Origin of the sequence: Vibrio pectenicida, from assembly GCA_024347015.1 — a bacterium.
GTDB lineage: Bacteria > Pseudomonadota > Gammaproteobacteria > Enterobacterales > Vibrionaceae > Vibrio > Vibrio pectenicida.
Genome location: AP024889.1, coordinates 1,806,444 through 1,829,407 on the forward strand (window position 1 = coordinate 1,806,444; position 22,964 = coordinate 1,829,407).

The following is a 22,964-nucleotide window of genomic DNA, read 5'->3' on the forward strand; positions in this document are numbered from 1 at the left end:
CGCAATCTCATTTACATCTGAGGACATATTAACGTGATTATCTAAAAATTCAATCAACTATCTGCTTACTACTCAATATAAATGTTCAAATGCACAAAAATGGACAATTTTACCTCAATTTTTTAATTAAGGACAAAATGATGGCAAATATAAAATAGCGGTTTACATCAGTAATAAAAAGTTCATCACTTATCCACCAGCCCAAATGACCAAACAGAACTGAGCAAGCTACGAAGTTTTACTTTAATGGCCCGCCAGTGAGTTGTTGGCGTGCAAGGAGCAATATTGACAAGGTGTTGGTATGCACTTTCATCTAAAGTCACCTCACCTCCGTGTGCAAGTAACAAAGTAGTGGGCGCCATATCGTAAACTCGTTGCAGTGATTGACGGTATTTATTGGGGTGAAAAATAGGGAAAGGCGCGATGAGACGCTGTTTAACTTCAACAATCAAGTCAGCAACATAGAGAATACCTTGTTGCTTATGATAGACAGATAAATCTCGGTCTGTATGCCCAGGCGTTTCCAATACTACCCAATCTTCAAAGTAAGGGATTGGCTGTCCATCATTTAAGGTCACATCGGGTTGCAAATATCTCGGATACCAAAGTCTCCTTTTGGGCTTTTTTAACCTTCCTGCAACCCACCTTGCAAGAATCAAATCAGTGAAATGCATTAGCATTCCATCAAGTCCACCATACCATTGCTTGCTTTTATCTGCCGACACTAAAATACAACCAGTTAAGTCCCTCAGCTTATGTGCCGCACCAGCATGATCAGGGTGCATGTGTGTCACGATAACAACTTTTAAGTTAGTAAAAGGCTGCTTAATTACCTCTGTGATATAGTGTTTTATATAAGGAATATCGGCCCTACTCGCCCCATCAAGTAACAAGAGTTTGCCCGAGTATTCGACAAGATAAATTTTTTGAATATAACCATTAATGGCATGTAACTTCATTTTATTAACACGATGATAACAAATATCAATCTATTCAATTTAGCAACCCGTGCTTAATTGAGAAGCTTGTAAGGCCCATATCGTGAAGTCAGACCAGTTATTACTTACGGTACTTAGAGACTTTAAAACTGAATAATCGCCCGTCGGTCCGATAAAAGATCAACGAGAGCAAGATAAGGCCACAGCCTAATAATTTATTGATAGATAATTGTTCACCATACCAAAGAATACTCAGTATAACGGTCCAGATCGGTTCAAGTAACATAATCAGCGCGGCATTCGCTGGATTACAGTGCTTTTGACCAAGTGTTTGCATAACATAACGGAGGCTGGTTGCAAGTATTGCACTTGCTGCAAACCATCCCCAAATATTAATATCAACATTTTTAGGCATTGTCTCCACACAAGCCGATACCAGCAAAGCAATAACCCCAGTAGCAAATAGTTGTATACACGTCAGCATGAGTACTGGAAGTTTTTGAACCAAGCGACTGTTAACATTAAAATGTAAAGCCAATAAACAGGCATTAGTTAAGAACCAAAGCTGCCCGGGTGAACTCTTCCATCCACCTTGTAAAGATAAAAATGCCAGCCCTGAAACAGCAATTGGCATAGAAATCCAGAATGCTCGTTTGGGTCGTTCTTTGTATATTGCCCACGCAACAATCGGCACGATTATCATCGACAAGCTTACGATAAATGCTCCCTCACCAAGAGTAGCGCTTACAGTAATCGCGTGGATCCAAGCTAGCAGCGCAGCTGCCAATATACTGCCCGCACCTAGCGCGTGTAAAACTTGTCTCGCAGTAAATTGTAATAGTGACTTGTAGCAAAATGGTAACAGACAAACAGACGCAACTAAAAACCTGAGTCCAACAAAACCAAATGGCGGCAAACCTTGAATTGTCTGCTTAGAAAAAATCCACCCTAAGCCCGCTAATGCAGTCGTCACCACTAAAATCCAAATCGCTTTATTCTCTGCGTTCAATATCTCTACTCTTTGACAGCTAATCTGCTAAATTATGATTTCTGATAGTGTCAGATTTGGCTTGTAATTGCGATGAAAAAGCCTGATTTGAATGTGATTGAATAAAGGTATATTAATGAAGATTATTGGTCATCGTGGTGCAGCAGGTAATTACCCTGAAAACACCAGAGTAAGTATAGAAGCAGCGGCTAAACTGGGAGTTGAGTGGGTCGAGGTCGATGTACAACCCACCAAAGACAATATTCTTGTTATTTGTCATGATCATACCATTGATCGATGCAGTAACGGCTCTGGACGCATTGATGAAAAAACACTAGAAGAACTCCGTCAATTTAACTTTGCTGCCAAATTTTGTGATAAAACCTATACACAATCCATTATGACACTTTCCGAGCTACTATCGCTGGCTAGTGATTTAAACCTAAAACTCAATTTGGAATTAAAAGTCGACCAACATGACAAAACCCACGTGGCTCAGCTCTTAAAACGTGATCTACAATCTTCTCAACTCAGCTGTCAGTCAATCCTGCTCTCCAGTTTTGACCACGACACTTTACTTGAGTTACATGCCGTATTACCCAACTATCGAATTGCTGTACTGACTGAAAAACTAAGCCCAAAAGATACCCAATTGCTACAAACAATTTCGGCATTTGGCTGTAATCTTAATTACAAGTTTGCAAGCCAAAGGGATGTTAGTCTTCTTCAAAAACAAGGTTTTCAAGTCTGGTGTTATACTGTTAATCAACCTTCAGACATCCAGCACCTTGACTATTTGGATGGAATTTTCAGTGATTTTCCCGCACGTTTTTTAGAGCAATAGGTAAAGTCATGATTCGTTTGTGACTTCCTCATCAGTTAACACAGTATAAAGCACTGTGTAAGATAACATTATCGCTGATTCTTTTTATTATCTTCCCATCATAACAATATGGTTATTATAAATGGTTGATTTAGTTATTTTTATGACACCTTTTGGATAGAGCATAATCAATATCATGAGGTTTTTCTTGATCAGTGTAAATAAAACAACTACTGTACATACATACAGCATGCATGTGAGGACAGTATTTATGTTTCATTTACACACAGCCAATATCTTGGCTACTACTCATTTTCATTGGCAAAACCAGAAAGAATCTATTAAACGGTTAGCTGGGCTATCTAGCCAAAGACAATGGATCTTGTTTACTTCTGAATGCCCCAGACCAAGCCTAGAATTATTCATGGCTTATAAGGTTAGCTGTAACAATATTATCCAGATGAAGCCTTCAAAGACTTTGTGTGAACGTGACATTGTTGAAAAAGCGATCAAATCACGTAATGCAAGTGCCATTGTCGCTTCTAATAAAGTCAGCCGATTTGATCAAAACGTACTGCGTCATTTAGCTGTTGAGTATCATTGTGAAGTCTTATTCATTGAAAAAGAAACTGACCACTATCACTAAGTTCTGCAACCTATCCAGTTCTTAACGCTCCTGCTAATATTTGCCCTTGCAATGCAAACGTTTGCTTTTTGTGGCAGCTTGCATTTTTTCTGGTATGATTCAATCCCAAAAGGTTGTATCTATTATTACGGCCTCAGGTTTCTGACTCAGATAGGATTATCCAGATGACGCTTGCTGATCAAGTTCTTGCTATAAATGATGACCTCCCAATTCGTACTAATCAACCAGTGCACAACGGTAAAGTTCGGTCCGTATACTGGTTAACAGAACAAGACAGCCGCCGCCTGATTGAAGAGAAAGATTATGATGTCGCACCTGATGCCCCGCTTGCTATCATGGTGATCAGCGACCGCATTTCTGCATTTGACTGCATTTGGCACGGACAAGAAGGTTTAAAAGGTATACCGGGCAAAGGTGCAGCACTTAATGCTATATCAAATCACTGGTTTAGTTTGTTTAAACAAAATAACCTTGCCGACAGCCACATACTAGATATCCCTCATCCGCTAGTGTGGATCGTTCAAAAAGCTAAGCCCATTAAGATTGAAGCTATTTGTCGTCAATACATTACCGGATCAATGTGGCGCGCATATGAGAAAGGCGAACGTCATTTCTGTGGGATAGAGTTGCCAGAGGGGCTGAAAAAAGATACCCGCCTACCTGAACTACTGATGACACCTTCAACTAAGGGGATCCTGAAAAACATCCCAGGAGTACCAGAAGCTGACGATGTAAATATTACTAGGCAAAACATCGAAGATAACTTTGCTGCGTTCAACTTCTCTAGTATTAGCGATATTAGACTCTATGAAAAGCTACTCAGTGAAGGGTTTAACGTGATCAACCAAGCTCTTGCGGAAGTTAACCAAATCTTCGTTGATACCAAGTTTGAATTTGGTTATGTTCAAGATGCGTCAGGTAATGAGAAACTCATTTACATGGATGAAGTTGGTACTCCTGATTCATCACGTATCTGGGATGAATACGAGTATCAAAATGGTCATATTGTTGAAAACTCCAAAGAAGATTTCCGTCAATTTCTACTAAACTACTTCCCTGACCCAGACATTTTGCTCAACAAAGAACGAATGACTGAGAGAGAAGCTCTAGCAAGAAATAACGAACTACCATCTGAAGCCCTGATGAATATCTCTAAAACTTATATTAATATTGCAGAAAAAATAACCGGCAAAGCCATTTCTTTATCTAACAATCCAAAGCAAGAAATTATTAATATACTAAGCAACGCATACGGACTAATAGACTAAATAACCAGTATTAGATTCAAAGTCCGTACTGTGTAGAAATAAAAATTGATGTAGGCTCTAAGGTCTACCTCAATTTTTATAAAAACAATTTTGGGAATTCGCGGTATTTTCTATAGGGGAGGGTATGTTCAGTAACACAATAAATTCGCAACGGTAAATGGTGTAAGCCAGAATGAATAACCTGACATCACATCCAATACGTCACACTTCAGGTTCAGAAACAGAGTGGCATCAACACGACACGGCTCAAATGTATTGGATTAACCAAGGCACTGCCACCATAGAAACCCTTGACCACCAGTGGACAATGACACCCGCATCCATTGGCTGGATCCCAGCCTGCCTAGAACACAAATCCAACGTAGTTTCTGATATGGAAGCCTTTATCATTTATTTGCCAGTTAATGATGTGTACTCACCTACTAGCCAGGCCAAGGTAATCGCGTCTAACGCTCTAATAGCGGCTTTGATTGAACGTATTAAAGGTTTCGATTTTACACACCTAACCCTGTCGCAGCAGAGATTAATTGACGTATTGATTGATGAAGTCAACGCAGCAAAACCCTGTAACCTCTATCTACCACTACCCAATAAAAACAACATACGCCGTCTTACTTATTGGTTAATGTCCCACCCAGACGACCCACGCTCACAGAGTCAGTTAGCAGCCGATTTTGCTACCAGTAGCAGAACATTAAGTCGAGTGTTTAAAAGTGAAACAGGTATCAATTTTGGATTTTGGCGACAGCAAGCTCGTTTAATTAGTTCGCTCACTATGCTTAGCCAAGGTATGAGTGTTACATCAACTGCCCTATCGTGCGGTTATAGCAATACCAGCAGTTATATCACTGCATTCAAAGCTCGCTTTGGAATAACACCGAGCAAATATTTTAATTAATATAAATGTTAAGCATAACAATTTACCACCGCAAAAAGGCACGCTCCATGATGGAGTGCGCCCTGCTGTTTATAATGCTTCTTATATTGATATTAAAGCTTTCGACAACAGACGAAAATCTAGAAATCAAAAGTGGGTGTATTAAAACCAAAGTATTTCAGTTCATCTTCAGATAAGTAGTGTATTCCTTCAGATGAGGCTGAATACACCGTAAACCAATAAAATTCTTCTGGTTTGTCTAAGTTGATATTCTGGTAATAGTTGATGTATTTTTGGTGTTGGAGGTTATCAACTGACACATCCGAACCTTCGACAATATTGCCATCATCATCGCCACTTGCCCACGAATGAACCCCGACTGTAACATCTTGCTCAGTTTTGCGTTCAACACCAGACAAAAATAAGTCCGTTCCACCAGACTCCACTTTACCTCCACTTTCAAGCAAAGTGCTTATACCCATCTCATGTACCATTGATGACAAACGTATGTTGGTTTCATCATCCAATGAACCCGGTATATTTTGCAATCGAAGTAACTTGATATCAGGGTAAAATTCATTCATTGACTGAAATGCTTGATAAGACCCTGAACAAATCACTCCATTGACTTTCGCTTGCGATAAGTTTTGATCAACCACAAAAGTTAGTGGCATCACATTACCTTCTCTCGCCTCAATACAATCGGATTGAAACACATAAGGCGCACGATATTCAGGGCTAGACTGGCAGCCTGCCATAGCTATCGCAGAAATAAAGACTGGGAATAAAGATTTCAAGGTAACTCCACAATGTATACTTATTAGGAGCATCTTATTTTTAAAATGATTAGTTTTATATATGGTGCTTGTCAGTAATTGTCATTTTTCTGTTATCAATTTATGGTAAGAACAGATTTAATTAATGATCGGCACTAATCTCCACTCCCTTGGTGTAATATCTCGCAACCAGACTAAGTAATTTTACTTTTGTATTATATTCATTACACCCTGGTAAATAAAATCATCCGTTTTACTTACATTTTTCGTTCAAACGATATTTGCTAATCGATCGTTTACCAATTGAATCCAGTAGCTCGTCCCAAACTTCAAGATACGGTCATTGAAATCGTATCTAGGGTTATGTAAAGCGCAGCCACCAATCGATTCGATACCATTACCAAGCAACACATAACAACCCGGCCTAACTCGTAACATACTGGAGAAATCCTCTGAAATCGTTAGCGGATCACAGGCATCATTGACCTTATCTTCTCCAAGTACCTGCTTGGCAGCTTCAACAGCATAATGAGTTTGTTGAACACTATTGATGGTCGGGTAAAAGGTATTAGTGAATTCAAAGACATAAGTAGCGCCTGCAGCTTGGCAAATACCCGCAACAATTCGCTCCATACTCTGCTTAATTTGGTCTAGAGTGACTTCCGTGAAGCTGCGACAGTCACCCTTAATAACAACTTGAGTCGGGATAACATTGACAGTTCCATCGGTAATAAATTCAGTTGCAGATACAACCGCTGTATCATAAATAGCACTTAAATTTCGGGAAACGATCGTCTGTATGCCAAGGATCACCTGAGAACCAACCACCAGCGGATCAACACCTTGATGTGGCAGAGCTGCATGACCGCCCACACCATGAATGGTGATTTCAAAACTGCTCTCACTGGCCATAAAAGAACCGGGGCGCACCATCAATTCTCCTTCCGCTAAACCGAGAAAGTTGTGAACACCATACACTTCATCAATTGAGAAACACTCAAATAGCCCATCATCTATCATCGCTTGAGCACCACACCCATGCTCTTCATCTGGTTGAAAAATGAAATAGACAGTCCCGTCAAAGGTTTGGTGTTTAGCTAAATAACTTGCCGCACCAAGCAACATTGCCGAATGACCATCATGTCCACAGGCATGCATCTTTCCATCATATTGCGAGCAGTGGGCAAAGTTGTTCTGCTCATGAATGTGTAACGCATCCATATCAGCCCTAAGGCCAATACTCGCGTCCCCGTAACCAGAACGGAGTATGCCGACTAACCCAGTTTTGCCAATATTACGTACCACATCGATACCAAAACTTTCTAACTTACTAGCGATGTAATCTGAGGTCAGATTGACATCAAAGCCACACTCTGGGAAACGATGTAAATGTTGACGCCACTCCGTCATATCTTGAATAAGCTGAGAGCTAAGTTGATCCGGTTGTATCGAGAAAGTAGATGACATAATAGCTATTCCTAAAAATTAAATATTTGGTATTGCTTTACAACTCGAACCTAAAGATAACGATCACCTGAATATACTATGCTCACCGATCCCTTAAGTTCATTAAATGTTGTTGAACTGTAGAGAGCAGATTGCCACCCCCACAAATTAACTCTTTACATTTTTTTTACAAGATTAATAATGCCTCGATAAGTTTAAGGATTTTCATTAAATAACAACCACATTGTGTGGAAATTCCGCATTTTATTACGTTATAGTGATTTTTTATTCTTAGCATCAGACCTCTCATTGATAAGAGAAAAATACCTTATCTTGGTCACACCATGACTTCAAAGAGAGCAACAAGTAACTTATAAATAGATATGGGAAAACAGGTATGACACAACAATCTGAAATGCTGATCGATAGCTTTGATAGAAATATCCTCAACATCGTTCAGAACTCAAATCGAGCGACCTCGGACAACATCGCGGAAAAAGTCGGGCTTTCACCCGCAGCTGTTCAACGCCGTTTAAAACGAATGCGCTCACATGGAGTGATACAAGCAGATGTCTCGATCATCAACCCAAAAGCAGTTGGTCAGGCGATGACTTTCATCGTGCAAGTAACACTAGAGCGCGAGCGTGTTGACTTGATGCATAACTTCAAAAAAGAGATGAGTGCTAATCGTTCAGTACAACAATGTTATTACGTAACGGGTAGCTCTGATTTTATTTTGATAGTTACAGCTGCAGACATGGAAGGGTACGATAATTTTACTCGTGAGGCTTTCTTCGATAACGCGAATATCAAGAGTTTTCAAACTAATGTGGTGATGGATAACGTTAAAGTCGGCTTGACAATTCCTCTTGATGATCAGCGTGGTTAACAATAATAAAAAGGAAATACGGTATGATACCACCTCGTATAAAGCAGCATCTATACCGTCAACTTAGTGTAATTAATTGCCAATAATGTGCTGGTACAACTCTGGATCAGTGGCGCCTTCAGTACCAATCACTAAAATTTGGCTATCTTGGGTTAAGTTCAACTTTTGAGCATAAACCTCATCTTGCTTCGCGATAATCGCTGCAGCAAAACCAGGTACTGCCGACTCACCAGCTTCTATCGTCACTGCCGTTTGCTCGCCACTCGCCAGCATTCGCATAGCTTGTGGGATCGCATCTTCACTCAGCGTCATAAAATCATCAGCGCCATTTTGCAAAATAGTCCAAGCTAAACTTGAAACTTCGCCACATGCGAGGCCCGCCATAATCGTCTCTAGATCACCTGTAACCACAACAGGTTCACCTGCTTGAGCACTTTTCTGTAAACAGTTAGCTTGCTCAGGCTCTACAATAATAAAACGTGGACGATGCACTCCCCAAAGATCCCAGAAGTAACCGCATACCGCTGATGCTAAACCACCTACCCCGCCCTGCACGAAGACATGTGTGGGAATTTCGCCATCAAGTTGCTCGACAATTTCAGCCAACATAGCGGTATAACCTAAAGCGACGTCTTTAGGAATCTCCAAATAACCTTCATAAGAAGTATCTGATACAATCACACGGTTATTTGCTCTTGCTTCTGAATCGGCTAACCGAACAGATTCGTCATAATTACCACTAATACGTATGACTTCAGCGCCAAACGCTTCCATCGCTTGCTTACGTCCTTTTGATACATCGCGATGAATGTAAATAATACAACCACAACCAAACATTTGCGCACCCCATGCGACAGAGCGACCATGGTTTCCATCTGTCGCACAACTAACGACAATTTCAGCGACTTCTGATTTCCACTCACCGTTTAGTAATTGATTTATCGTCGCGTTCTTACCGTAACGACTCATCATCTCAATCTGAAGCTGTCGAGCTACGGCATATGCGCCACCTAATGCTTTAAAGCTCTTTAAGCCAAAACGCTGCGATTCATCTTTGTACCAAAACTGACTAACCCCCACAGCATCAGCGATATCATTAAGTGAATGTAAAGGAGTAACAGAATAACCCGGCCATTGAGAAATATCCTTAATTCCCTGCTCAGATGTCGCGACGCAAAGAATATCACGTTGCTTACTTGAATACTCCCGTTCAGGATGTGCTTTAGGGTTAACATAGTGCGTCAAAGTACCTGTCAGTAACTGCATAAAGGTCGTCCTTATTAATCATTCACGATATTCCTTACTACACCCTTCGGTTTGTAAGGATTGCGGAGATAATATTCTACCGGAGACAATGTGTCGTAATTGTGCTTTCTAAAAACTATATCTGCGGAAATTACTTACTTCAATACTGTTTAATGCAGGATTTACCCCAAATCTAACTGAACCATAATGAAAATGATTTGTTGCCAATATTTATACCTAGCATATTATAAACTTTCTGCGATACCGATAGTATGGGTAATACTGTCTGTCCCCTCACCAACACTGCCATGCCCAGGAACAACGAATCGAGCCTCAGGGTACTTACTTAGTACTTTTTTAGCCGAGTTTGCCCATTCTTTTTTAACAGCATCACCAGTCCATCCGATAGTGTTAACTTCACCGGCTCGAATTAAACACCCACCAAGTAACACCTGCTCTTTTGGCAGCCAAATAACCGTATTGTCTTTGGTATGGCCAGCCCCTGGGTAAAATACTTCAATCTTATTTTCTAGCAGCACAAAGTTATCATCTGAAAATTGATGATTAGTGGCTTTTTTATGATCAGATCGTAAAAATGTATTCGTTAATACAGAAGCATATGTCTCAAAGTTATGCGCTTGTAGGTATTCTAAACCACCGGTTCGATCTTCATGAAAGTGAGAAAATACTGTTTTCTTTAGCTCTAGACCTTTGTTTTCAATCCACATCATCATTTGGGGCATATTGGATGCATTCCATGGTGTATCAATTAAATACGCATCCTTTCCATCAACATACAATAATGAGTTAGCGTCCATTAAAATAGGTTTATCTGGATCCTGTAGATTTTTAAATTCACGGAAAGATTTTACTAAAAAAACATTATTAGTAATTTTTTCAAATTGGAGAGGTTTTACTACATCATCCGATGCAAAAGCATGAAAGCTGATAGCAGCACTTAAAAACGCTAAAGTAATTTTAAACATAAACTTCATTCATTCTTACGGTCGCTCTAACAATACAGTACAACCCCTTTCAATAGTGTTAGTTCAATGTGAAAAAAGAGACTAATAGTCCATTTTTGGTTAAAACTAAAGTGGCATAACTTACCTTTAGTTAAGCCACTTTATATCGACACTCTGAGTTAATCGCTTTATTTAGCTAAGTTGTTAAAGCTTAAAGCGACCAATTTCTTGCTCCAATTGGTAAGAAAGCTCAGAAAGCTGGGCTGCTTGCGCAGCAGCGTCGTGCGCTTCACCTGCTAACTCATCAGAAACATCTCGTATACCAACGGTATTGCGAGTAACTTCCGAGGTCACAGAGGCTTGCTCTTCCGCGGCAGAGGCTATTTGCGTCGCCATATCACTAATTTGCTCTACGGCCGACTGAATTTGATTAAGACTAATTGCCGCAGAGTCCGCATCGCTAACACTAGTATCAGCCAACTGGCGGCTATCACTCATGATAGTGACTGCTTTGCCTGTTGTACTTTGTAATGTTTCAATCATTTGCTGGATTTCTTTGGTTGAGGCATGAGTGCGTTGACTCAGTACTCTAACTTCATCGGCAACCACTGCGAATCCACGTCCTTGCTCTCCTGCACGTGCGGCTTCAATTGCTGCATTCAATGCGAGTAAGTTTGTTTGTTCAGCAATGTTTTGGATGGTAGAAAGAATGGTGCTGATGCTATTGCCATGCACTTCAAGTTCCTGAATAACTTCAGTGGCAACTTCGACCTCCTGCGCTAGATTCTGAATCGAACTCTGCGTTTGTACCACCTTCTGTCCACCATGAACACACGCCGTCACAGCTTCTGTCGAATTCTGAGCGGTGTTATCTGCATTGCCCGCAATTTCTTGAGTCGCAGCAGCCATTTCATTGATAGCTGTCGCAACCATGTTGATTTCATCCTGTTGCAAACGAATCCGCGCACTACGTTCTTCTGCTTGTGAAGCCGTTTGCTTCGACTGATCAGACAGGGATGCTGAGACCTTGCTCAATTTTGAGACCATAGCATGCATGTGACCAACGAAGGTGTTAAAGTTTTCGGCCAATTGACCCACTTCATCATCACTTCTCGGTTCAAGACGTTGCGTTAAATCCCCTTCACCTGAAGCAATCTCTTCAAGAGCCTTAGATACCCGCCCAAGATCGCGAAATAAGAAGTTTACTAACCAAGAGACAACAGCAATAACCAAAAGAGTGACGATAAGCGCTGTTAGTATCAAGTCTTGAAGTAATGCTGAATGACTGGCTTCTTCTGTTTGACGGTCCATTTCTAGAGCGAAAATCCATTCAGTACCTGGCACCCTTTTGAAGAAGTAAAACTTGTCTTGGCCATTACGTTCAACAATGCTCATTGAACCTTCTTTAGCCGATCGCGTAATTGAAGCCATGGTTAACTCGCCTGCAAGAGTTGAGACGGGTTTTAGTAACAGCTCTTTATTGGGGTGCGCTAAAAATGTTCCATCTTGGGTATCAATAAGCATTGCATAAGCGTTATCACCTGCATCAAGATTAATCACATCATTGATCAACTGATCAATCAGCACATCAGCCCCAACTACGCCAATAAAGGCGCCATTTTGACGAACGGGTTCGGCAATAGTGACAAGCAATGCATTAGTTATGGCGTCTTGATAAGCTGTAGTAATAATCTGGTGGCCGGCATTATTCGCATCTTGATACCAAGGACGAACTCGAGGATCATAATCTGCACGATTTCTCTCAGGATGTGAACGGAGCATCTCTCCCCTGGGCGTGCCTAGGAAAATGTCATCAAACCCACCAGCCTGGCGCGCTTGTTGTAAAAAAGGTACTACATCACTTTGTTGGGCATTGCCATTAAATGCTTGGGCGATATCTTTACGAATTTTAATCCAATCCGAAATACCTTCTGAGGCGGTTTTGGTCAAGCTATCTGCCCTAGCAATAACGCCATTACGAGTTTGTTTAAAAAGTTGATCAGCGGAAAGCCAAGTAAGTACTCCAGCCATTAGCAATACAGCTAATAAGCTGGCACCTATGAGTTTTTGTTTTAGAGACAATTTCATGATTTTTATATTCATATAGGAATAGACTGAAGTCTTTAATTTTATCGACAAACTTTTCTCGTTGCACGTAATATTATTAAAATATCACTTACTTGTAACTATTTGTAATAAAGTATTTTTTGAGCCGCTATAATGGCTATATTTCTTAGCCACTTTTATATATAAGCGACCGATTTTCCTGATCACTTAAATATTTTTTCTGATTGCCAGCGGAAGGGGTATATTAACTAATCTATTGAATGATAGAAAACAAAAAGCCGAGCTTAACGCTCGGCTTTTTTCTAATAAAGCAAATATATTACTGCTGTTCTTCACTATCTGAATTTGATTCTGGCTCAGTCAGCTCTACGCTAGCACTCGCCTCCTCTCCTTCATCCTGCAGCAATTCAGATTCTTCAATCTCATCAATTCGCTGAAGACCAACAACATTTTCATCGGCAGCAGTTCGAATCAAGGTCACACCTAAGGTATTACGTCCAACTTGACTCACTTCTGCAACTCGAGTACGGACTAAGGTTCCTGCGTCAGTGATCATCATCATCTCATCACCTTCTTCGACTTGAACAGCACCAACAACACTGCCATTTCTCTCAGAAACCTTAATCGAGACAACACCTTGAGTTGCACGTCCTTTAGTTGGATATTCAGCCAACTCAGTACGTTTACCATAGCCGTTTTGTGTCACCGTCAAGATATCACCTTCATTAGAAGGAACAATCAGTGATACGACTTGATCGTCATTAGCTAACTTCATACCGCGTACACCAGCAGCGGTACGTCCCATTGCTCTAACCTTGTCTTCGGTGAAGCGGACCACTTTACCCGCTTTCGAGAACAACATGATATCACTCTCACCGTTTGTAATATCAACGCCGATCAGCGAATCATCATCACGCAAGTTTACTGCAATAAGGCCATTTGAACGAACATTAGAAAATTGATCTAAAGAGGTTTTCTTAACGGTACCATCACCTGTTGCCATAAAGATAAACTTGTCAGGGGAAAACTCACTAACGGGCAAAATGGCCGTAATGCGTTCATTCTCTTCCAAAGGCAACACATTGACAATGGGCTTACCACGAGCAGTACGCGATGCTTGTGGCAGTTGATAAACTTTAAGACGGTAAGTCTTACCACGAGTGGAGAAACATAAAATGTTATCGTGAGTATTAGCAACTAAAAGACGTTCAATGTAGTCTTCATCTTTCATCCTAGTTGCACTCTTACCTTTTCCTCCACGACGTTGAGACTCATAGTCACGAAGCAGCTGATACTTAACGTAGCCTTCATGAGACAGTGTCACAACAACATCTTCACGAGCAATAAGCTCTTCCATATCGATATCATGGATAGCCGTAGTAATCTCAGTACGACGTGTATCACCAAAGGCATTGCGAACCGCTTCTAGTTCTTCACGAATCACTTCCATCAAGCGTTCAGTACTCGCCAGAATATGCATCAACTCAGCAATTTCTTCTAGAAGCTGTTTGTATTCATCAAGAATTTTCTCATGCTCTAGGCCTGTCAATTTTTGAAGGCGTAGATCTAAAATAGCTTGTGCTTGCTGCTCAGTTAAAAAATATTGGTTGTTACGAATACCGAATTGAGGCTCTAGCCAATCAGGACGAGCGGCATCTGTACCAGCACGCTCAAGCATGGTCGTAACATTACCTAAATCCCAACCACGGGCAACTAAGCCTGCTTTCGCTTCAGCAGGTGAAGGTGCACGGCGAATAAGCTCGATAATTTCGTCAATATTTGCCAGTGCAAGAGCAAGGCCTTCAAGGATATGGGCGCGATCACGAGCTTTACGCAGTTCAAAGATAGTACGACGAGTCACCACTTCGCGGCGATGATCAACAAAGCACTTGATCATCTCTTTGAGATTAAACAGTTGTGGCTGACCATTGTTCAGCGCAACCATATTAATACCAAAAGTAGTCTGCAATTGAGTATGCGTATAAAGGTTGTTTAGCACAACCTCACCGACAGCATCACGTTTACATTCAACAACAATGCGCATACCGTCTTTGTCAGACTCATCACGCAGTGCACTAATACCTTCAACTTTCTTGTCTTTAACTAACTCAGCAATTTTTTCAACCAGTCGAGCTTTGTTAACTTGGTAGGGGATCTCAGTAACGATGATCGTTTCTTTACCGTTTTTGTCAGCTTCAACACTGGCTTTGGAGCGCATGTAAACTTTACCGCGACCCGTTTTATACGCATCAACTATACCTTTACGACCGCTGATTAGCGCAGCCGTTGGGAAGTCAGGGCCTGGAATGTAATCCATCAACTCATCAATAGTGATATCTTCATTATTGATATATGCAAAACAGCCATCAATCACTTCACTAAGGTTATGTGGAGGGATGTTGGTTGCCATACCTACCGCGATACCGGAAGCACCATTGACTAGTAGATTAGGAACCTTGGTTGGCAAAACCGCAGGGATTTGCTCAGTGCCATCATAGTTTGGTACGTAATCAACGGTTTCCTTTTCGAGGTCAGCCAAAAGCTCATGAGCAATTTTTGACATTCGAACTTCGGTATAACGCATTGCCGCTGCTGAATCACCATCAATGGAACCAAAGTTACCTTGACCATCAACAAGCATATAACGCAGTGAAAACGGCTGAGCCATACGTACAATCGTATCATATACTGCACTATCACCATGGGGGTGATATTTACCGATAACGTCACCCACAACACGGGCAGATTTTTTATATGGTTTATTCCAGTCATTGCCCAATACATTCATCGCGAACAATACGCGACGGTGCACAGGCTTTAGGCCATCACGCACATCTGGAAGAGCACGACCAACGATAACGGACATCGCATAGTCAAGGTATGAACCTCTTAGCTCATCTTCAATGTTTACGGGCGTGATCTCTTTAGCTAGATCGCTCATAGAGCCAATATCCCTCTATTTGTAGATCGTATGTACAATACGTTTAAGTCGCAAAAATATAACACACAAATGCCAAGTTCGGCATTACTTTCCCTCACCTTTTATCAGGTTGTGAGCTTGGTAGTGAATCAAACGCTGAGAAATTAAACACTGTTATTTTATCTCGCTGATTTAGTGGCTAGATTTTCACCACTCCATCAGAAAAGTCTCCCAAGCTATGGAGTGTAGTCAGTTAGAGAGTATAATATTATCCTATTCATGGAAGTTACTGAGAAAAGACACCACTTATGACTCTTTCAAAAAATGTCGATCCAAATGAAATTAAAAAATTTGAAGATATGGCCTCGCGCTGGTGGGATAAAGAAGGAGAATTCAAACCTCTTCACCAAATCAATCCGCTACGCTTGAATTATGTCTTGGATAATGCTGGTGGCTTGTTTGGTAAAAAAGTTCTTGATGTAGGGTGCGGTGGCGGTATTTTGGCTGAAAGTATGGCAAAAGAAGGCGCTATAGTAACGGGCTTAGACATGGGTAAAGAACCTTTGGAGGTGGCTAGGTTGCATGCACTCGAAACTGGCACAAAACTCACCTATATCCAAAGCACTATTGAAGATCATGCACAAGAAAACCAAGGTAAATATGATGTTGTTACCTGTATGGAAATGCTAGAACATGTACCTGACCCGCACTCTGTTATTACTGCTTGCTCTGCCCTAGTAAAACAAGGCGGGCATGTGTTTTTTTCAACGCTCAATCGCAACTTTAAATCGTATTTATTTGCGATAATGGGAGCTGAAAAGTTGTTGCGTATTGTGCCGGAAGGGACTCACGATCACGATAGATTTATTCGACCTGCTGAGCTGCTTAAAATGATCGATACTACTGACTTAACTGATATGGGAATAACTGGCTTAGGGTACAACCCCATCACTGACACTTACAAACTTGGAACAAACGTGGACGTCAACTACATAGTCTACACCAGTAAGTTTTAACCAACTCTCCATCAAGCGCCAGTACGATATGCTCAAAGCGGTAGCACACATATGCTACCGTTTTTGTTTTTATTTCAAGGTTATTTTTACTGTTTTGGTTCCAAAATGAGCACTTAGAATTCACGCTCAGAATGTTCGAAAGATCAAGGAATTTTTTTTTAAATATGGTTACTAATAAACCAATCCTAAAATAGCATTTTTTTACAATCAATTGGCTCCTATCTCCATCGGTTAGTACCCACTTACTGAAATTTTTAATTTTGTTAGTTATCCACAAGTCATCCAAGTTCTTCAACTTGAAAAGCTTTCTAGATAGCACTATCTTGTAAGTCGAATAGCAATGCACCCCTATATGTTGTGTTTGTACTACAATATGTAGATAGACTTTGATCACAAAGCTGTAACGTTTTTGAAGCAATTTGCATAGAAACACGGCTTTTATCAGTTTTGTTAGGGAAATTAAGCAGAATGAACCAACAACTCACCGTTACTAAACGTGATGGACGCAAAGAAAGTATTGATCTGGACAAGATCCACAGAGTAATAACTTGGGCTGCAGAAGGCCTAGACAATGTCTCTGTATCTCAAGTGGAACTTCGCGCTCACATTCAGTTCTATGATGGAATCACGACTTCAGATATTCATGAAACTATCATCAAGTCAGCAGCCGACTTAATCTCAGAAGACACTCCAGATTATCAATATCTTGCCGCACGACTCGCTGTTTTCCACTTGCGCAAGAAAGCCTACGGCCAATACGAGCCACCTAAGCTTTATGATCATGTCGCTCGTCTAGTCGATTTGGGCAAATATGATCAGAATATTTTGCAAGACTATACCAAAGCAGAATTGGATGAACTCAATACTTACATTGATCACAAACGTGACCTAAATTTTTCCTATGCTGCCGTTAAACAGCTTGAAGGTAAGTACTTTGTTCAAAATCGCGTCTCAGGTAAAATATACGAGAGTGCTCAGTTTCTTTACATTCTCGTAGCGGCGTGTTTGTTTGCAAAATACCCTCAATCGACACGTCTTAACTACATAAAACGTTTTTACGACGCAACATCGACATTTAAAATTTCCTTACCAACGCCAATTATGTCAGGTGTCCGCACACCAACGCGTCAATTTAGCTCCTGTGTGTTAATTGAATGTGGCGATAGCTTAGACTCTATCAATGCCACAGCAAGCTCCATAGTTCGCTATGTCTCTCAACGAGCAGGTATCGGTGTTAACGCTGGACGTATCCGTGCTATAGGCTCAGAGATCCGCCGCGGAGAGGCTTTTCACACTGGCTGTATTCCGTTCTATAAATACTTCCAAACCGCGGTTAAATGCTGTTCTCAAGGTGGTGTTCGTGGTGGTGCAGCAACTGTTTTCTACCCACTATGGCACGGTGAATCTCAAGCCTTAATGGTATTGAAAAACAATCGAGGAGTAGAAGAAAACCGTGTACGCCACATGGACTATGGTGTTCAACTAAACCGGCTCATGTATCAGCGTCTGGTTGAAGGCGGAAACATTACCCTATTCTCACCTTCAGACGTTCCGGACTTGTACGACGCATTCTTTGAAGATCAAGATGAATTTGAGCGTTTATATACTCAATATGAAAATGATTCATCGATTAAAAAAGAAACTGTGAAAGCTATTGAACTCTTCTCTATTTTGATGCAAGAAAGAGCTTCTACTGGCCGTATCTATATCCAAAATGTAGATCACTGTAATACTCATAGTCCTTTTGATCCTAAAGTCGCTCCAGTACGTCAATCTAATTTATGCTTAGAAATTGCACTACCGACTAAGCCACTAACTAATGTTGAAGATGAATCTGGCGAGATTGCATTGTGTACTCTTTCTGCATTTAACCTTGGCGCAATTCAGTCTCTTGATGATTTTGAAGAACTGTCGGATTTGGTAGTAAGAGCACTCGATGCCCTACTTGATTACCAAAATTATCCTCTGCCAGCAGCAAAAAGATCAACCATGAATCGACGTACCCTGGGTGTCGGTGTCATCAATTATGCATACTATTTAGCTAAAAATGGGGTCAAGTACTCTGATGGTAGTGCGAGTGGTTTGACTCACCGCACTTTTGAAGCAATTCAATATTACCTATTAAAAGCTTCTGTGGAGCTAGCTAAAGAACAAGGTAAGTGTCCTGCATTTGATGAAACAAACTATGCCAAAGGCTTATTACCAATAGATACTTACAAAAAAGACATCGATTCTGTCTGTGATGAGCCGCTACATTACGATTGGGATACATTACGCGAAGAAATCATGTTACATGGACTTCGTAACTCAACACTCACAGCTTTAATGCCATCAGAAACCTCTTCTCAGATTTCCAACGCAACCAATGGAATTGAGCCACCTAGAGGCTATGTATCCATTAAAGCATCTAAGGACGGCATCCTAAAACAAGTAGTGCCTGAATATAGCAAGTACAAGGAAAACTATGAACTGCTGTGGGACATCGGTTCTAATGATGGCTATTTGCACCTAGTTGGGATTATGCAGAAGTTTGTTGACCAAGCCATCTCTGCAAACACTAACTATGACCCGACTCGTTTTGATAAAGGTAAGGTCCCGATGAAAAAATTACTACAGGATCTGCTAACAGCGTACAAATACGGTGTAAAGACACTTTATTATCACAACACGCGTGATGGTGCGAGTGATGACCAGAAAGACGCTATCCAAGAGCAAGATGATGATTGCGCTGGCGGTGGTTGTAAAATCTAACCTCTAATCACCTATGTGATTAGAAAGAATTAACAGATTATTTGCCTCTCTAACGAGGGGCTTAAAAGGGATTGAGACATCATGGCTTACAGCACTTTTAACCGAAATAAAAATGACCAATTAAAAGAACCAATGTTCTTAGGTCAATCCGTTAACGTTGCTCGTTATGACCAACAAAAATTTGAAATATTTGAAAAACTCATTGAGAAACAGCTTTCTTTTTTCTGGCGTCCAGAAGAGGTGGATGTTTCTAGTGACCGTATTGACTACAACAAACTACCTGAGCACGAGAAGCATATTTTTATCTCTAATCTAAAATATCAGACTCTGCTTGATTCGATTCAAGGGCGTAGCCCAAATGTAGCTTTACTACCCTTAGTTTCATTGCCAGAAGTCGAAACCTGGATAGAAACTTGGTCGTTTTCTGAAACTATTCACTCGCGCTCATACACTCATATTATCCGTAACATCATCAACGATCCCGCGATTGTTTTCGATGACATCGTTGAGAATGAGCATATCCTTAAGCGAGCTGAAGATATCTCGCAATATTACGATGACTTGATTCAACTAACGAGTGACTACCATCGCTATGGTGAAGGTACCCATTCTGTGAATGGCGAACAAGTCACAATTAGGTTGCACGATCTAAAGAAAAAGCTCTACGTCTGTCTTATGTCAGTAAACGCGCTAGAAGCGATTCGATTTTACGTTAGCTTTGCATGTTCTTTTGCTTTTGCAGAACGTGAGCTTATGGAAGGTAATGCAAAAATTATCAAGCTGATTGCTCGTGATGAAGCCCTTCATCTTACGGGGACACAGCATATGATCAACATCTTGCGTAATGGCCAAGATGACTTCTCATTTATGCAGATCGCGGAAGAATGTAGACAAGAATGCTTCGACTTGTTTAAAGCAGCCGCTGAACAAGAAAAAGAATGGGCTGAGTACTTGTTTAAAGATGGTTCTATGATAGGCCTTAATAAAGACATCCTTTGCCAATACGTAGAGTATATCACTAATATTCGCATGCAAGCCGTCGGTTTAGGCGCAGCTTACCCAGAAGCAACTTCTAACCCAATTCCATGGATTAATGCATGGTTGTCATCAGACAATGTGCAGGTTGCACCACAAGAAGCCGAAATCTCTTCTTATCTAGTCGGTCAAATCGATAGCGATGTTCAAGCTGATGACTTTAAGGACTTCGAACTCTAATGCCCAATATTAAAATCAACGATATTACCTCTATCCAATCAAACCCATCTAATACCATTCTTGAAACAATGGAAAACGCAGGCATAATACCTGAGTACAACTGCCGAGATGGTCACTGTGGCTCTTGCCGCTGCAAGTTGGTGAAAGGAGAGGTAGAGTACGTTGGTTTTGCTATGGCATATACTCAAGATAATGAGATTTTGCCTTGTATTTGCAAAGCAAAATCTGATATAGAGATTGAAGAAGTCACTTATACTCTAAAAGACAAAAGTGCATAGTTATTCACCCTTAAATAACTCGGTATACCATGCTGAGTTATTTAAGGATTTGGGTTAAGCTCGAACATTAATACGTGCTAAAAATTCGTCCGCGGTCACCATAGACACGGCTTTGTTTGCAATTTCTCTCCCACCATCGTCAAATAGAGACATACGATAGCCCAATGAATTCCCTTGATTTTCCTCTTCTGGAACACTGAGCCAAATCGAGATTACATCTTGCCCACCTTCACTAACTGATTCTCCTAGCACAACTTTTTGGCCTGCAACTTGATACCACACTACAATTTTCGAATGTTGGTACATGCTAACCTCCCTAGGTAAAACCCCTGACGAACTTTCATTTTAAGCACTATTACAACAAATGCACGTTTCAATTATTGGACTCTTCTGCCATTTATTTAAAATCATCACTTTAAGCTTTAGATGATTTTCTTCTAAGAAAGATTTACCGAAGCACTCATGTAATAAGAAACATATTCATTCACTTATTACTGCATACTACACGGTGGCAGTTTGACAGAATTACCAGATTAAGCTATCGACCTAGCTATCGGGCTCCACATTATTGATAAACTCTCTAGGGACATAGATTTCTTTGTTTCGAACGAGAGAGCCGTACTTAGGAAACATATCTTTACCTAGAAAGTAACGTCGAAGCATATCAGCAGCAACTGTGGTGATAAATGTCACTTTATCATCTCGAGAGAAGGAACGATTGAAGGTTAATGTCTGTCCCCACTCACCTTCTTTGGTGGCAATAGCAACAGAAAATGTTTGTTCTTTTACCTTTCCAGTTGCAAGCGCAATACCAGTATGACATTTCTCTTTAGTGGCTCCTGCAAGAGCAAGTATGGCCGCCAAAGAATCATTGTTACTGTCCCCCACATCCATACTTTCTCCCAAAATCCAACCATGTTCACAATAATAAGCCGCCTCGTAACTGGTGTTTAACAACCTTGTAAGATGGCCATAAGTAGATTGTTCTGCTGTAGAAATTGATTGAGCCCTATCGGCAATTAGGTGAGCCACATACTCTTCCATCGACTCATCAACACTGACAACATTAGTTTCTATCAAGTTATGGATTATTTGAAGAAGCTTAACCCTAGTATCAACATCTCCTTTCGGCCCAAATAGTTTTACTTCGATATAGGGTAAGTGAGAGCGATAACCTAAGACATATCCTGCTGGCAAATCAATTTTATCTAGCGTATCCGACAAATAAGATTCTGACAGGCCAAACGTATATAATTTACTACAATCATAACCAACAACATCACTATGAAGCTCAGTCAGTTGAGGTAAAATTTGCGACTCAACCATCAGTTGAAACTCGCTTGGAACGCCCGGTGTAAAATAAAAGTCGCAGTCATTAAAGGTAAATGAGAACCCACAAGCAGTACCGATTGGATTGTCGATAATAACTGCCCCTTTAGGTAGCATGGCCTGTTTACGATTACTCTCAGGCATGTCCACACCACGATTTGCAAAAAAAATCTCTAATTTATCCATCCATTGTGAATAAAGTTCCAATTCGACTCCTGCTGCCTGTGCTGCTGCTTCAGAACTCACATCATCCGTAGTAGGGCCGAGTCCACCATTAACCACCACTATGTCACAGTTGAAACTCAACATCATCAACTCTTCAACCATTGCTGACTTACTGTCACCGACAGTGGAACGCTTCGACAAAGAAAAGCCATGTTTGAAAAATTGCTCAGATAACCAAGCCGCATTAGTATCAACGATATCCCCATGAAGTACCTCTTCACCAGTACTTAACATCGCTATTTTCAACATATTTATTTTCCTTCTTAGGAAATCTGAATCACTTTGGTAACCCACCAACTTCA

19 protein-coding genes are annotated in these 22,964 nt (G+C 40.8%); 9 read left to right on the forward strand and 10 right to left on the reverse strand.

Annotation, left to right across the window (positions count from 1 at the left end; translation table 11 throughout):
- Positions 1 to 185: 185 nt before the first annotated feature.
- Positions 186 to 959 (reverse strand): MBL fold metallo-hydrolase, encoded by a 774-nt coding sequence (locus OCV27_RS08555; protein ID WP_125320838.1) that lies wholly within the window; start codon positions 957 to 959, stop codon positions 186 to 188.
- Positions 960 to 1,059: 100 nt separating this feature from the next.
- Complete coding sequence (locus OCV27_RS08560; protein WP_125320837.1) at positions 1,060 to 1,947, reverse strand: DMT family transporter; 888 nt, start codon at positions 1,945 to 1,947, stop codon at positions 1,060 to 1,062.
- 115 nt (positions 1,948 to 2,062) lie between these two features.
- On the opposite strand from OCV27_RS08560, the gene OCV27_RS08565 reads away from it, so the two are divergent.
- The 4 genes from OCV27_RS08565 (at position 2,063) to OCV27_RS08580 (ending at position 5,561) form a co-directional block, all read left to right on the forward strand.
- Entirely contained in the window at positions 2,063 to 2,770 is a 708-nt protein-coding gene (locus OCV27_RS08565; protein ID WP_125320836.1) for a glycerophosphodiester phosphodiesterase family protein, read from the forward strand.
- Positions 2,771 to 3,020: 250 nt separating this feature from the next.
- Positions 3,021 to 3,395, forward strand: a complete 375-nt coding sequence (locus OCV27_RS08570) for a hypothetical protein (RefSeq protein WP_125320835.1) — start codon at positions 3,021 to 3,023, stop codon at positions 3,393 to 3,395.
- Positions 3,396 to 3,559: 164 nt separating this feature from the next.
- The gene (locus tag OCV27_RS08575; protein ID WP_337969044.1) at positions 3,560 to 4,663 is read left to right on the forward strand and encodes a phosphoribosylaminoimidazolesuccinocarboxamide synthase; all 1,104 of its coding nucleotides are present in this window, start codon (positions 3,560 to 3,562) and stop codon (positions 4,661 to 4,663) included.
- A gap of 172 nt (positions 4,664 to 4,835) precedes the next feature.
- The gene (locus OCV27_RS08580; RefSeq protein WP_125320834.1) at positions 4,836 to 5,561 is read left to right on the forward strand and encodes an AraC family transcriptional regulator; all 726 of its coding nucleotides are present in this window, start codon (positions 4,836 to 4,838) and stop codon (positions 5,559 to 5,561) included.
- Between the two features lie 119 nt (positions 5,562 to 5,680).
- Here the strand turns inward: OCV27_RS08580 and OCV27_RS08585 are convergent, their stop codons facing one another.
- Together OCV27_RS08585 and OCV27_RS08590 are read right to left on the reverse strand one after the other, a co-directional pair.
- Positions 5,681 to 6,337 carry a hypothetical protein gene (locus OCV27_RS08585; protein WP_245986705.1) on the reverse strand — a complete coding sequence of 219 codons (657 nt, stop codon included), beginning with the start codon at positions 6,335 to 6,337 and terminating at the stop codon, positions 5,681 to 5,683.
- Between the two features lie 249 nt (positions 6,338 to 6,586).
- Positions 6,587 to 7,783, reverse strand: coding sequence for a M20 aminoacylase family protein (locus OCV27_RS08590; RefSeq protein ID WP_125320833.1), 1,197 nt, complete (start codon positions 7,781 to 7,783; stop codon positions 6,587 to 6,589).
- Positions 7,784 to 8,159: 376 nt separating this feature from the next.
- Here OCV27_RS08590 and OCV27_RS08595 point away from each other — a divergent pair, with 376 nt between their 5' ends.
- The gene (locus OCV27_RS08595; RefSeq protein ID WP_125320832.1) at positions 8,160 to 8,651 is read left to right on the forward strand and encodes an Lrp/AsnC family transcriptional regulator; all 492 of its coding nucleotides are present in this window, start codon (positions 8,160 to 8,162) and stop codon (positions 8,649 to 8,651) included.
- A gap of 72 nt (positions 8,652 to 8,723) precedes the next feature.
- On the opposite strand, the gene OCV27_RS08600 is transcribed toward OCV27_RS08595, so the two are convergent.
- The 4 genes from OCV27_RS08600 to gyrA all read right to left on the reverse strand — a co-directional run bounded on the left by OCV27_RS08600 (position 8,724) and on the right by gyrA (position 15,869).
- A complete protein-coding gene (locus tag OCV27_RS08600; protein ID WP_125320831.1) occupies positions 8,724 to 9,917 on the reverse strand; it encodes a diaminopropionate ammonia-lyase in 1,194 nt (397 codons plus the stop codon).
- Positions 9,918 to 10,141: 224 nt separating this feature from the next.
- Positions 10,142 to 10,882: an ALI family subclass B1 metallo-beta-lactamase gene (gene blaALI / locus OCV27_RS08605; protein WP_245986703.1), complete on the reverse strand. Its 741-nt coding sequence runs from the start codon at positions 10,880 to 10,882 to the stop codon at positions 10,142 to 10,144.
- 183 nt (positions 10,883 to 11,065) lie between these two features.
- Positions 11,066 to 12,949, reverse strand: coding sequence for a methyl-accepting chemotaxis protein (locus OCV27_RS08610; RefSeq protein WP_125320829.1), 1,884 nt, complete (start codon positions 12,947 to 12,949; stop codon positions 11,066 to 11,068).
- A 298-nt stretch (positions 12,950 to 13,247) separates the two neighbouring features.
- Positions 13,248 to 15,869: a DNA topoisomerase (ATP-hydrolyzing) subunit A gene (gyrA, locus tag OCV27_RS08615; protein WP_125320828.1), complete on the reverse strand. Its 2,622-nt coding sequence runs from the start codon at positions 15,867 to 15,869 to the stop codon at positions 13,248 to 13,250.
- A 287-nt stretch (positions 15,870 to 16,156) separates the two neighbouring features.
- Here gyrA and ubiG point away from each other — a divergent pair, with 287 nt between their 5' ends.
- From ubiG to yfaE, 4 genes are all read left to right on the forward strand, one after another.
- Entirely contained in the window at positions 16,157 to 16,864 is a 708-nt protein-coding gene (gene ubiG, locus OCV27_RS08620; RefSeq protein ID WP_125320827.1) for a bifunctional 2-polyprenyl-6-hydroxyphenol methylase/3-demethylubiquinol 3-O-methyltransferase UbiG, read from the forward strand.
- Between the two features lie 468 nt (positions 16,865 to 17,332).
- A complete protein-coding gene (nrdA, locus tag OCV27_RS08625; RefSeq protein WP_125320825.1) occupies positions 17,333 to 19,615 on the forward strand; it encodes a class 1a ribonucleoside-diphosphate reductase subunit alpha in 2,283 nt (760 codons plus the stop codon).
- 81 nt (positions 19,616 to 19,696) lie between these two features.
- Complete coding sequence (gene nrdB / locus OCV27_RS08630; protein ID WP_125320824.1) at positions 19,697 to 20,830, forward strand: class Ia ribonucleoside-diphosphate reductase subunit beta; 1,134 nt, start codon at positions 19,697 to 19,699, stop codon at positions 20,828 to 20,830.
- Positions 20,830 to 21,108 (forward strand): class I ribonucleotide reductase maintenance protein YfaE, encoded by a 279-nt coding sequence (yfaE, locus tag OCV27_RS08635; RefSeq protein WP_125320823.1) that lies wholly within the window; start codon positions 20,830 to 20,832, stop codon positions 21,106 to 21,108. The genes nrdB and yfaE overlap by 1 nt, the downstream gene beginning before the upstream one ends.
- 54 nt (positions 21,109 to 21,162) lie before the next feature.
- On the opposite strand, the gene OCV27_RS08640 is transcribed toward yfaE, so the two are convergent.
- Together OCV27_RS08640 and OCV27_RS08645 are read right to left on the reverse strand one after the other, a co-directional pair.
- A complete protein-coding gene (locus tag OCV27_RS08640) occupies positions 21,163 to 21,414 on the reverse strand; it encodes a 30S ribosomal protein S6 modification protein (RefSeq protein WP_125320822.1) in 252 nt (83 codons plus the stop codon).
- 240 nt (positions 21,415 to 21,654) lie between these two features.
- Positions 21,655 to 22,911 carry a CinA family nicotinamide mononucleotide deamidase-related protein gene (locus tag OCV27_RS08645; protein WP_125320821.1) on the reverse strand — a complete coding sequence of 419 codons (1,257 nt, stop codon included), beginning with the start codon at positions 22,909 to 22,911 and terminating at the stop codon, positions 21,655 to 21,657.
- Positions 22,912 to 22,964 lie beyond the last annotated feature (53 nt).

Excerpts from the sequence above, each read along its gene's own strand:
- blaALI (WP_245986703.1), bottom strand. The coding sequence starts at position 10,882 with ATGTTTAAAATTACTTTAGCGTTTTTAAGTGCTGCTATCAGCTTTCAT.
- OCV27_RS08645 (WP_125320821.1), bottom strand. The coding sequence starts at position 22,911 with ATGTTGAAAATAGCGATGTTAAGTACTGGTGAAGAGGTACTTCATGGG.
- nrdB (WP_125320824.1), top strand. The coding sequence starts at position 19,697 with ATGGCTTACAGCACTTTTAACCGAAATAAAAATGACCAATTAAAAGAA.
- gyrA (WP_125320828.1), bottom strand. The coding sequence starts at position 15,869 with ATGAGCGATCTAGCTAAAGAGATCACGCCCGTAAACATTGAAGATGAG.
- nrdA (WP_125320825.1), top strand. The coding sequence starts at position 17,333 with ATGAACCAACAACTCACCGTTACTAAACGTGATGGACGCAAAGAAAGT.
- OCV27_RS08610 (WP_125320829.1), bottom strand. The coding sequence starts at position 12,949 with ATGAAATTGTCTCTAAAACAAAAACTCATAGGTGCCAGCTTATTAGCT.
- OCV27_RS08555 (WP_125320838.1), bottom strand. The coding sequence starts at position 959 with ATGAAGTTACATGCCATTAATGGTTATATTCAAAAAATTTATCTTGTC.
- OCV27_RS08640 (WP_125320822.1), bottom strand. The coding sequence starts at position 21,414 with ATGTACCAACATTCGAAAATTGTAGTGTGGTATCAAGTTGCAGGCCAA.
- OCV27_RS08580 (WP_125320834.1), top strand. The coding sequence starts at position 4,836 with ATGAATAACCTGACATCACATCCAATACGTCACACTTCAGGTTCAGAA.
- OCV27_RS08600 (WP_125320831.1), bottom strand. The coding sequence starts at position 9,917 with ATGCAGTTACTGACAGGTACTTTGACGCACTATGTTAACCCTAAAGCA.
- OCV27_RS08570 (WP_125320835.1), top strand. The coding sequence starts at position 3,021 with ATGTTTCATTTACACACAGCCAATATCTTGGCTACTACTCATTTTCAT.
- OCV27_RS08575 (WP_337969044.1), top strand. The coding sequence starts at position 3,560 with ATGACGCTTGCTGATCAAGTTCTTGCTATAAATGATGACCTCCCAATT.
- OCV27_RS08565 (WP_125320836.1), top strand. The coding sequence starts at position 2,063 with ATGAAGATTATTGGTCATCGTGGTGCAGCAGGTAATTACCCTGAAAAC.
- yfaE (WP_125320823.1), top strand. The coding sequence starts at position 20,830 with ATGCCCAATATTAAAATCAACGATATTACCTCTATCCAATCAAACCCA.
- ubiG (WP_125320827.1), top strand. The coding sequence starts at position 16,157 with ATGACTCTTTCAAAAAATGTCGATCCAAATGAAATTAAAAAATTTGAA.
- OCV27_RS08595 (WP_125320832.1), top strand. The coding sequence starts at position 8,160 with ATGACACAACAATCTGAAATGCTGATCGATAGCTTTGATAGAAATATC.
- OCV27_RS08590 (WP_125320833.1), bottom strand. The coding sequence starts at position 7,783 with ATGTCATCTACTTTCTCGATACAACCGGATCAACTTAGCTCTCAGCTT.